The organism is Thermomonospora catenispora, assembly GCF_006363815.1.
In the GTDB taxonomy this organism is placed as follows: Bacteria; Actinomycetota; Actinomycetes; order Streptosporangiales; family Streptosporangiaceae; genus Thermomonospora; species Thermomonospora catenispora.
The window spans coordinates 1-9516 of record NZ_RRYT01000062.1 but is presented as its reverse complement, the minus strand read 5'-3'; the positions used below and the strand labels follow the sequence as shown (position 1 = coordinate 9516).

At 75.1% G+C, this 9516-nt stretch carries 7 protein-coding genes and 3 pseudogenes; 3 read left to right on the top strand and 7 right to left on the bottom strand.

The features are described from left to right. Positions 1-498, top strand: a pseudogene (locus EIO00_RS25745) (hypothetical protein); the annotation flags it as partial. A gap of 91 nt (positions 499-589) precedes the next feature. Here the strand turns inward: EIO00_RS25745 and xylB are convergent. Both xylB and xylA read right to left on the bottom strand, forming a co-directional pair. Continuing rightward, positions 590-1984 carry a xylulokinase gene (gene xylB / locus EIO00_RS23535; RefSeq protein ID WP_140182553.1) on the bottom strand — a complete coding sequence of 465 codons (1395 nt, stop codon included), beginning with the start codon at positions 1982-1984 and terminating at the stop codon, positions 590-592. 2 nt (positions 1985-1986) lie between these two features. Continuing rightward, positions 1987-3135, bottom strand: a complete 1149-nt coding sequence (gene xylA, locus EIO00_RS23530) for a xylose isomerase (protein ID WP_140182551.1) — start codon at positions 3133-3135, stop codon at positions 1987-1989. Positions 3136-3227: 92 nt separating this feature from the next. On the opposite strand from xylA, the gene EIO00_RS23525 reads away from it, so the two are divergent. Both EIO00_RS23525 and EIO00_RS23520 read left to right on the top strand, forming a co-directional pair. Further along, complete coding sequence (locus EIO00_RS23525; protein WP_241661557.1) at positions 3228-4433, top strand: ROK family transcriptional regulator; 1206 nt, start codon at positions 3228-3230, stop codon at positions 4431-4433. Between the two features lie 93 nt (positions 4434-4526). Next, entirely contained in the window at positions 4527-5012 is a 486-nt protein-coding gene (locus EIO00_RS23520) for a TspO/MBR family protein (protein ID WP_140182549.1), read from the top strand. A gap of 71 nt (positions 5013-5083) precedes the next feature. On the opposite strand, the gene EIO00_RS23515 is transcribed toward EIO00_RS23520, so the two are convergent. The 5 genes and pseudogenes from EIO00_RS23515 to EIO00_RS23495 all read right to left on the bottom strand — a co-directional run. Beyond that, on the bottom strand, positions 5084-5518 hold the full coding sequence (locus tag EIO00_RS23515; protein ID WP_140182546.1) for a DUF7144 family membrane protein: 435 nt from the start codon (positions 5516-5518) through the stop codon (positions 5084-5086). Positions 5519-5809: 291 nt separating this feature from the next. Then, positions 5810-6226 (bottom strand): hypothetical protein, encoded by a 417-nt coding sequence (locus tag EIO00_RS23510; RefSeq protein WP_140182544.1) that lies wholly within the window; start codon positions 6224-6226, stop codon positions 5810-5812. Positions 6227-6388: 162 nt separating this feature from the next. Beyond that, positions 6389-7423, bottom strand: a pseudogene (ruvB, locus tag EIO00_RS23505) (Holliday junction branch migration DNA helicase RuvB); the annotation flags it as partial. Further along, a pseudogene (gene recA, locus EIO00_RS23500) lies at positions 7420-8588 on the bottom strand (recombinase RecA). The pseudogenes recA and ruvB, both read right to left, overlap by 4 nt. A gap of 82 nt (positions 8589-8670) precedes the next feature. Next, a partial coding sequence (locus EIO00_RS23495) for an SbcC/MukB-like Walker B domain-containing protein (RefSeq protein ID WP_277752903.1) occupies positions 8671-9516 on the bottom strand: 846 nt, incomplete at its 5' end.

Below are 9516 nucleotides of genomic sequence, written 5' to 3'. Positions count from 1 at the left end.
CCCGCCGCGGCGCCCGAGCCCAGGCGCTCGCCTCGGCGCGCCGCGCCCGACCCCGAGCCCGCCCCCGAGCTGGCCGCGGTCGGCGCCGCCGCCCGCTCCAGCGTCAACGGGCACGGCGAGCTGGACCCCGGCGCGCTCAAGCGGCCGGCCTTCACCCCCGAGCCGGACGCCCCCTCCCCCGAGCCGGAGGCCCCCGCCTCCGCGGAGGCGTCCTCCGCGGTCAACCCGGAGAACCTGCGCAACGCGGCGATGACCGCGCTGGAGCGGCACGAGGGCGATCTGACCGCCGCCCTGGAGGCGGTGCGCGCCGAGGGCTACACCACCACCGAGGAGGAGATCCGGCGGATCCGGGACAACCACTGGTTCCCCTACGCGGTGTACCGGCTGCTGGCCAAGCACAAGGGCGACGGGGCCCTGGTGCGGCAGGAGCTGACCGAGCGCGGCATCGAGTTCGACCCGACGACGCTGGAGGAGCTGGTGCGCTCCTGGCGCGCCTGATCCCTCCCGCTCGCCGTGAGGCCTCCTCGGCCCGCATGGGCCGAGGAGGCCTTCGCGTTCGACCTGATCGAACGCGCTCCGCCGCCGGCGGTCAGCCCCGGGCCGGCGGGCGGGAGAGGATGCGTTCGCGGGCCTCGGCGTAGCGCTCGCGGATCGCGGGGACGGGACCGGCCTCGTAGTGCGCCGTGCCCGGCCGCCGCCAGCGGGGCGGCTCGGGATCGCCGGACAGCGCCCAGGCGGCCTGGACGGCGGCCCCCTCGGCGACGTACTCCCCGGCGGGCGGGACGGTGACCGGGCGGCCCAGCACCGAGGGCGCGATGCGACGGACCGCCTCCGACCGGGAGGCGCCGCCGATCAGCAGCACCCGGTCGACCCGGATGCCCTGGGCCGTCAGCGCGTCCAGCCCGTCGGCCAGCCCGCACAGCATGCCCTCGACGGCGGCCCGCGCCAGGTGGGCCGGGGTGGAGGTGGACAGCCGCAGCCCGTGCAGCGAACCGGTCGCCTCCGGCCGGTCGGGGGTGCGTTCGCCCTCCAGGTAGGGCACCAGGACCAGGCCGTCCGCGCCGGGCGGGGCCGAGAGGGCAAGCCGGGACAGCTCGTCGTGGTCCACGCCGAGCAGCGCGGCCGCCGCGTCCAGCACGCGGGCGGCGTTGAGGGTGCACACCAGCGGCAGGTAGCGGCCGGTGGCGTCGGCGAACCCGGCGACCGCGCCGCCGGGGTCGGCGGCGGGCTCGGCGGAGACCGCGAACACGGTGCCGGAGGTGCCCAGCGAGACCACCACGTCCCCCTCGGCCAGCCCCAGGCCGAGGGCGGCGGCCATGTTGTCCCCGGTGCCCGCCGACACCACGACGCCCTCGGGGGTGCGCCCGGCGACCTCCGCCGGCCCCAGGACCTGCGGCAGCGCCAGGTCGCGGCCGAACGCCGCCCGCAGCAGCTCGGGGCGGTAGGCGTTCTCGGCGGGCGACCAGTACCCGGTCCCCGACGCGTCCCCCCGGTCGGTGACCATGCGGCCGGTGAGCCGCCAGGTCAGGTAGTCGTGCGGCAGGCACACCGTGGCGGCGCGGGCGGCGTTGTCCGGCTCGTGGCGGGCCAGCCAGCGGAGCTTGGTGACGGTGAACGAGGCGACCGGGACCGAGCCGACCGCCTTCGCCCACGCCTCCGGTCCGCCGAGCTCGGCGATCAGGTCGCGGGCCGCGCCCGCCGAGCGGGTGTCGTTCCACAGCAGCGCGGGGCGGACCACCCGGCCGTCCTCGTCCAGGCAGACCATGCCGTGCTGCTGTCCGGCGACGCCGAGGGCGGCCACTCCGTCCAGGCCGCCGGCGTCGGCGATCGCCGCCTGCAGCGCCCGCCACCAGTCGGCCGGGTCGGCCTCGGTGCCGTCCGGATGGGGGGCGCGGCCGGATCGGACGATCCGGCCGGTCTCGGCGTCGGCGACGACGACCTTGCAGGATTGGGTCGAGGAGTCGACCCCGGCGACGAGGACCATGGTCAGCGGGCTCCGAGGAGGTGCTCGACGGCCAGCTGGTCCAGCCGGGCGTAGTGGTAGCCGCGGCGGCCGGCCTCGTCGGGGTCGAAGTCGTCCTTGGCCAGGTCCTCGTAGGTCTCGCCGGGCGCGAGGGTGGGGACGGCCAGTTCGGTGACCCGGGATGCGGCCAGCGCCTCCTGGACCTCGGGGTCGGCGCGGAACGCCTTGGCCCGCTCCTTGAGGATCAGGTAGGTGCGCATGTTGGCCGCCGCCGACTGCCACACCCCCTCGATGTCCTCGGTGCGGGTGGGCTTGTAGTCGAAGTGGCGGGGGCCGTCGTAGCCGCCGTGCTCCAGCAGGTCCACCAGGAAGAAGGCGCTCTTGACGTCCCCGTGCCCGAACACCAGGTCCTGGTCGTACTTGATGCCGTGCTGGCCGTTGAGGTCGATGTGGAACAGCTTGCCGTGCCACAGCGCCTGCGCCACTCCGTGCACGAAGTTCAGCCCGGCCATCTGCTCGTGGCCGACCTCGGGGTTGAGGCCGACCATCTCCGGGTGCTCCAGCTCGCCGATGAAGGCGAGGGCGTGCCCGATGGTCGGCAGCAGGATGTCGCCGCGCGGCTCGTTGGGCTTGGGCTCCAGCGCGAAGCGGATGTCGTAGCCCTTGTCGCGGACGTAGCCGCACAGGACGTCCAAGGCCTCCTTGTAGCGGTCCAGGGCGGCCCGCACGTCCTTGGCGGCGTCGGTCTCGGCGCCCTCCCGGCCACCCCAGCACACATAGGTGCGGGCGCCCAGCTCGGCGGCCAGGTCCAGGTTCCGCATCACCTTGCGCAGCGCGTACCGCCGCACGTCCCGGTCGTTGGAGGTGAACGCGCCGTCCTTGAACACCGGGTGGGTGAACAGGTTGGTGGTGGCCATCGGCACCACCAGGCCGGTGTCGTCCAGCGCCTTGCGGAACGCGGCCACCGCCTTGTCCCGGTCCGACTCGGTGGCCAGCAGGTCGTCGTCGTGGAACGTCACGCCCCAGGCGCCGAGCTCGGCCAGCCGGTGCACGGTCTCCACCGGGTCCAGCGGGGGACGGGTGGCGTCCCCGAACGGGTCACGGGCCTGCCACCCCACCGTCCACAGCCCGAAGCTGAACCGGTCCTCCGGCGTAGGGGTGTAGTCGGCCATGTCGCCTCCTATTAAGTCAAGTCGATGAACTAATTAGATACCTCGGGGGAAGCGTCATCAAGGGGAGGAGGGCAGAGCACTAGTCTGGTGGGGTGACGAATACAGGCCCGATCCGGCAGCAGACCATGCGGGACCGCAATCTCGCCCTGCTCCTGGGGGAGATCGCCCGCCGCGGACCGATGACGCGCGCCCGCCTGGCGGAGGTCACCGGGCTCACCAAGACGACCGTCTCCACCCTGGTCGCCGTGCTGGCCGACATCGGCCTGGTCCGCGCCGACGGGCGGGTGCACGAAGGCGAACGGGGACGTCCGGGCGTCGCCGTCGCGATCAACCGGGACGGTCCGGCCGGGCTCGGGCTGGAGGTCAACGTCGACTACCTCGCCGCCTGCGTCCTGGACCTGGGACGCCGCGTGCGCTACCGCGACCTGGTCCACGCCGACAACCGGAGCAGGCCCGTCGAGGAGGTCCTGGCCGAGCTGGGCGCCGTCGCCGAACGCGCCCTCAACGCCGCCCGGCAGCAGGGTCTGGCGGTCAAGGGGGCGATGGTCGCGCTGCCCGGCGTCCTCGACCACCGCCTGCTGCGCACGGCCCCCAACCTGGGCTGGTCCGATCTGCCCATCGCCGATCTGCTCGACGCCCACCTGCCCGCGCTGCCGCGCCCCACCGGCCTGGACAACGAGGCCAATCTCGCGGCCCTGGCGGAGCTGTGGTTCGGGGGCGGCGCGGCGCTGGGCGACTTCGTCTACGTGTCCGGTGAGATCGGCATCGGCGCCGGCATCGTCGTCTCCGGCCGGCTCTTCCGGGGCGCGCACGGATCCGCCGGGGAGCTCGGCCACGTCCCGGTCGACCCCGCCGGACCGGCCTGCTCCTGCGGCGGGCGCGGCTGCCTGGAGCAGGTCGCCGGGCAGAGCGCGATCCTGCGTTCGGCCGGGCTGTCCCAGGACTCCTCGCCCGAGGCGCTCAGGCTGCTGCTGCGGCGGCTGGAGGAGCGGCGTCCCGCGGCGACCGAGGCGGTCTCCCGCGCCGGCGCCGCCCTGGGGGTCGCCCTGATCGGCGCGGCCAACCTCCTCGACCCCGACACGATCGTGCTGGGCGGGCTCTTCTCCACCCTCGCGCCCTGGATCCGGCGGCCGGTCCAGGCGGCGCTGGGCACCGCCTCGGGCCGGCTCCGGGCGACGGCGCCCGAGGTGACCGCCTCCGCCCTGGGCGAGGACGCCGCCGTCCTGGGGGCGGCCGGCGCGGTGATCGAGCGTCTCATCACCGATCCCGGCGCCCTCCTCGCCGCCCGCATCGCCTGACGGGCCCGCCGCCGGGCGCGTCCCGCCTCCCCCGGGGTCGCGGCGGAGCGCCCGCGACGCACGAAAGCCCTCGGAGCGGGAAGGGAGGGGTCCATGGAGCACTGGAAGACCTATGCCGGCGCCGCGGCGGCGACGGCGCTCAGCGCCGCCGTCGGATCCGCCGCGGTCGACGCCGACAGCGCCTGGTACCGCTCGCTGTCCAAGCCGCCGTGGCAGCCGCCGCCCTGGGCGTTCGGCGCGGTGTGGACGCCGCTGTACGTCTCGATCGCCTGGGCGGCCGGGCATGCCCTCTCGCGGGCCCGGGGCCGGCGGCGCCGCGCACTGGCCGTCGGCCTGGGGGTGAATCTGACGCTGAACACGGCATGGACCCTGCTGTTCTTCGGCCGGCACAGCACGAGGGCCGGCGCGGTGGGAACGGTGCTGCTGGATGTGAGCAACGTCGATCTGATCCGGCGGACGGCCCGCGTCGACCCGTCGGCGGCCCGCGCCCTGCTCCCCTATGCGGCCTGGTGCGCGTTCGCCACCGCCCTCACCTTCGACATCGCACGCCGCAACCGGACGTCCGGCGCCGGCCGCTGATCCGCGCCGCGGACGCCGGTCCGCGCGCCGGGACGCCGCGCGGCGTCGCGGCCGGCGGTCGCCCGGCGCCTTCAGCGCAGGGACGCGGCGGCCTGGCGCGAGTACACCGTGAGCGCCCAGATCACCACGATGTCCAGCGCGATGATCAGCAGGGACCACACCGGGTAGTAGGGCAGGAAGATGAAGTGGACGACGGCGCTCAGGCCGGCCAGCACGATGCCGACCGTGCGCGCCCACACCTGCCCGGTGAACACCGCGAATCCGGCCGCCGCCACGAAGATCCCGACGAGCAGGTGGATCCATCCCCACGTCGTCAGGTCCCACTTGAACACATAGTCGCCGCGGAGCACGTACACCTGGTTCTCCAGGATGGCGGCGAATCCCATGATCGCCCCGAACACCCCGGACAGCACCATCACGCACGCGGCGAAGAGGGCGAAGCCCACCGCCCACGGGCTCACCGGGCGATCGGTCGCCGTCTGCCGCTGGTCCGTCCTCTCCGACATCTCAACCCCTCCCGACCCGACGTCGACCCCCGACCCGGCGTCGACGCAGGTCACGCAGCTCGTCCGGTGGGGGGTACAGTCCGTGCTACCCGCGGCCGGCGCGACGAACACCGGGCCGGGAGAGCCCGCTCGCGCCCGGGAGGCCTCCCCCTCGGCCGCGCGGCCGGCGCCCGGGGGCGGCGGCCCTCGACGGGCCGGGCCCGCCGCGCACCGCTCGCCGGCCTCGTCCGGTCGAGACGCCCGCCGACCGGGCGGGCCGCCGCGGTGTCCACGCCGTCCGCGGCCGCCCGGTCACGCCCCGGAGGCGCCGGTCAGGGCGCCGGAGGGACGGGGGGCGGACCGTGCGGCGCGTCGATCGGGCCGGCCGTCGCCCCGGACGATCAGGGCGTCGACCCGGTCGGTCGGCATCCGCAGCGCGGACAGCACCGCGCGCAGCTCCTCGCACTCGGCGGCCGTGACCGGCGCCGAACGGAGCTGCAGGGCGGTCAGCAGCCCGTCGACGGCGTGCTCCCACCGCCCGGCCGCGGCCGCGCCGCCGATCCTGCGCAGAACGCGCGGAGGAAGCCGATCGGCGTACCGGCCCGGCAGCCGCCGCATCACCGCGGCCAGCGCCCGGATCTCCTCCGGCTCGGCCGGGGCGGTGATCGCATATCGTCGCCGCCTTCGGGCCAGCCGGACCAGCCAGCGCACGTCCTCCCACACGGTCATCGTCCCTTTCACGCAACGCCGATCGCGGTACACGGCGGGATCGTCCACGCTGATGCCGCATTACCGGACCACGGCCAGGCCACGCACCACCGCTCATCTAGGAATGACAAAACCCGCGGGGCGCGCGGTCTCCCGGACCGCGCCGCTCTCGCACACCGACTCCAGGTGGGCCCGGGCGGCGGGCGTGGCGATCCGGCCGCGGGGCGTCCGGGCCAGCAGCCCTTCCCGCACCAGGAAGGGTTCGGCGACCTCCGCCACCGTCTCGCGCTCCTCCCCCACCGCGACGGCCAGGGTGGACAGGCCGACCGGTCCGCCGTCGAAGAGCTCCACCAGCGCACCGAGCACCGCCCGGTCGAGACGGTCCAGGCCGCGGCCGTCGACCTCGTACAGCGCGAGGGCGGCGGAGGCGATCTCACGGGTGATCACGCCGTCCGCTCTGACCTGTGCGTAATCCCGCACCCGGCGCAGCAGCCGGTTGGCGATGCGGGGAGTGCCGCGGGAACGGGCGGCGATCTCCGCGGCGCCCTCGGGGGTCAGATCGATGCCCAGCAGGCGTGCGGAGCGGTGCAGGATGCGCTCCAGTTCGGCCGGCTCATAGAACTCCATGTGGGCGGTGAAGCCGAAGCGGTCCCGCAGCGGAGGCGCCAACAGCCCGGCCCGGGTGGTGGCGCCGACGAGGGTGAAGCGCGGCAGCCGCACGGGGACGGTGGCGGCGCTCAGCCCGGTGCCGACCATGACGTCGACGCGGAAGTCCTCCATCGCCATGTAGAGCATCTCCTCGGCGGGCCGGGGCAGCCGGTGGATCTCGTCGAGGAAGAGGACCTCGCCCTCGGTGAGAGAGGACAGGATCGCGGCGAGGTCGCCGGTGTGCTGGACGGCGGGGCCGGAGGTGATGCGGATCGGGGCCTTCATCTCCGCGGCGATGATCATGGAGAGCGTGGTCTTGCCCAGGCCCGGGGCGCCGGTGAGCAGGACGTGGTCGGGGGCGCCGCTGCGCCGCCGGGCTGCCGTCAGGACGAGGTCCAGCTGGTCGCGGATGCGCCGCTGCCCGATGAACTCGGTCAGGCCCGCAGGGCGCAGGGCGGCCTCGACGGCCTGGTTCTCCCCGTCGGGGCCGGTTCCGGCCGGCGGGTGCGCCGGCCTCCCCCTCCCGGGCGGGCCGGGGACGGTCCCGCCGCCGGCGCGGTCCCGCGTCATCGTCCCCACCCCCGATCGGCGGGCAGGTCGGGGTCGGCGGGCGCGGCGGCGTCCGCGCCCGCCGGCAGGGCGCGCGGCCCGGCCCCGAGTCCCAGCCGCTCCCTGATCCTCGCGTCGATCTCGTCGGCGACGTCGGGGGCGCCCTTGAGGAAGTTGCGGGCGTTCTCCTTGCCCTGACCGAGCCGGTCGCCCTCGTAGGCGTACCAGGCGCCGGTCTTGTCGACCAGGCCGTGCTCCACGCCGAGGTCGATCAGACCCCCCTCGCGGCTGATGCCCTCGCCGTAGAGGATGTCGAACTCGGCCTGCCTGAAAGGCGGGGCGACCTTGTTCTTCACCACTCTGACGCGGGTGCGGCCGCCGACCGGATCGGCGCCGTCCTTGAGGGTCTCGATCCGGCGGACGTCCAGNGGGCGACCTTGTTCTTCACCACTCTGACGCGGGTGCGGCCGCCGACCGGATCGGCGCCGTCCTTGAGGGTCTCGATCCGGCGGACGTCCAGCCGCACCGAGGCGTAGAACTTCAGCGCACGCCCGCCGGTCGTGGTCTCCGGCGGACCGAAGACCACGCCGATCTTCTCGCGGAGCTGGTTGATGAAGATCACCGTGGTGCCGGAGCGGCCGAGCGCGGCGGCCATCTTCCGCAGCGCCTGGCTCATCAGCCGGGCCTGCGACCCCATCTGGGGATCGCCCATCCCCCCTTCGAGCTCCGCCCGCGGCACCAGGGCCGCCACCGAGTCGACGATGATGACGTCCAGCGCCCGGGAGCGGACCAGCGTGTCGGCGATCTGCAGGGCCTGTTCGCCGTCGTCGGGCTGGGACACCAGCAGGGCGTCGATGTCCACGCCGAGCCGCGCGGCGTAATCGGGGTCGAGGGCGTGCTCGGCGTCGATGAACGCCGCCGTGCCCCCGGCGCGCTGGGCGTTGGCTCCGGCGTGCAGGGCGAGGGTGGTCTTGCCCGAGGCGTCCGGGCCGTAGATCTCCACGATCCGTCCGCGGGGCAGGCCGCCGACGCCCAAGGCGGCGTCCAGGGCGATCGATCCGGTGGGGATGACCTCGGCGGAGAAGCCGGGATCATCGCCGAGGCACATGATCGCCCCCTTGCCGAACTGCCGTTCGATCTGGTCGAGGGCGGCGTCGAGCGCCTTCCTGCGGTCCTGTTCGTTCATGGGGTCCGCCTTGAGTGTGGTCGTCGCGGCCGCGGTCGGGCGGCTCGCCGGTTCGGGGAGCGTCCGGGCGGTCGCGGTCCGTTCACGGCTCCTCCCGGCGCACCGAGGAGGTCCACCGGTCCCGGCGGACGACGAACCGGGTCGGCACCCGTTCCGCCAGGCCGCCGACGTGCGTGACGAGGCCGACCATCTGGTCCCTGCCGACGGCGAGCTCCTCCAGCGTGGCGGCGACCGTCTCCAGGGCGGCCTCGTCCAGGGCGCCGAATCCCTCGTCGAGGAAGATCGACTCCAGGTGGGCGGCGCCGGCGGCGGCCATGGCCGGCGACTGCGCCGCCAGCGCCAGGGCCAGGGCCAGGCTGGCCTGGAAGGTCTCGCCGCCGGAGAGGGTCCTGACCGGCCGCCGGCTGTCGGCGTCGGTGTGGTCGACGACGAGGAAGTTCCCGTTGTCATGGGTCAGTTCGAACTGTCCGCCGGACAGTTCGGCGAGCGTCGCGGAGGCGTCCGCGACCAGTGCGTCCAGGGCGGTGGTGACCAGCCAGCGGGGGAACTCGTCCGCGCGCAGCAGCCGGCCGAGCGTCCTGGCCACCTGCCGCCGATGCTCCGCCTCCCGCCGTTGGGCGTCGAGCTCGGCGGCCTGCCGGCGCCGTTCGGTCAGCTGCCGCTCCTCCTGGCGGGCCCTCTCCAGCGCGGCCGCGATCGCCGGCTCGGCCGTCTCGGCGAGCGGCCGATCGGCGTCGAAGTCCGCCTGGTGGGCGGCGAGCACGGCGGCGAGCCGGTCTTCGGCGGCGGCGAGCCGGTCACGGGCCTTCGCCAGCCGGGCGCGGGCGTCGCGCAGCGCCTTCCGCCGGGCGGCGGCGGCCCGGCTCGCCCAGGCGGTGAGCGCCGCCCAGGCGGCGGTCAGGTCGGTGCGGTCCAGCGCCGGGGCGCC

Coding starts and splice junctions, on each gene's coding strand:
- xylB (WP_140182553.1), bottom strand. CDS start 1,984: ATGGTCCTCGTCGCCGGGGTCGACTCCTCGACCCAATCCTGCAAGGTC.
- xylA (WP_140182551.1), bottom strand. CDS start 3,135: ATGGCCGACTACACCCCTACGCCGGAGGACCGGTTCAGCTTCGGGCTG.
- EIO00_RS23520 (WP_140182549.1), top strand. CDS start 4,527: ATGGAGCACTGGAAGACCTATGCCGGCGCCGCGGCGGCGACGGCGCTC.
- EIO00_RS23515 (WP_140182546.1), bottom strand. CDS start 5,518: ATGTCGGAGAGGACGGACCAGCGGCAGACGGCGACCGATCGCCCGGTG.
- EIO00_RS23510 (WP_140182544.1), bottom strand. CDS start 6,226: ATGACCGTGTGGGAGGACGTGCGCTGGCTGGTCCGGCTGGCCCGAAGG.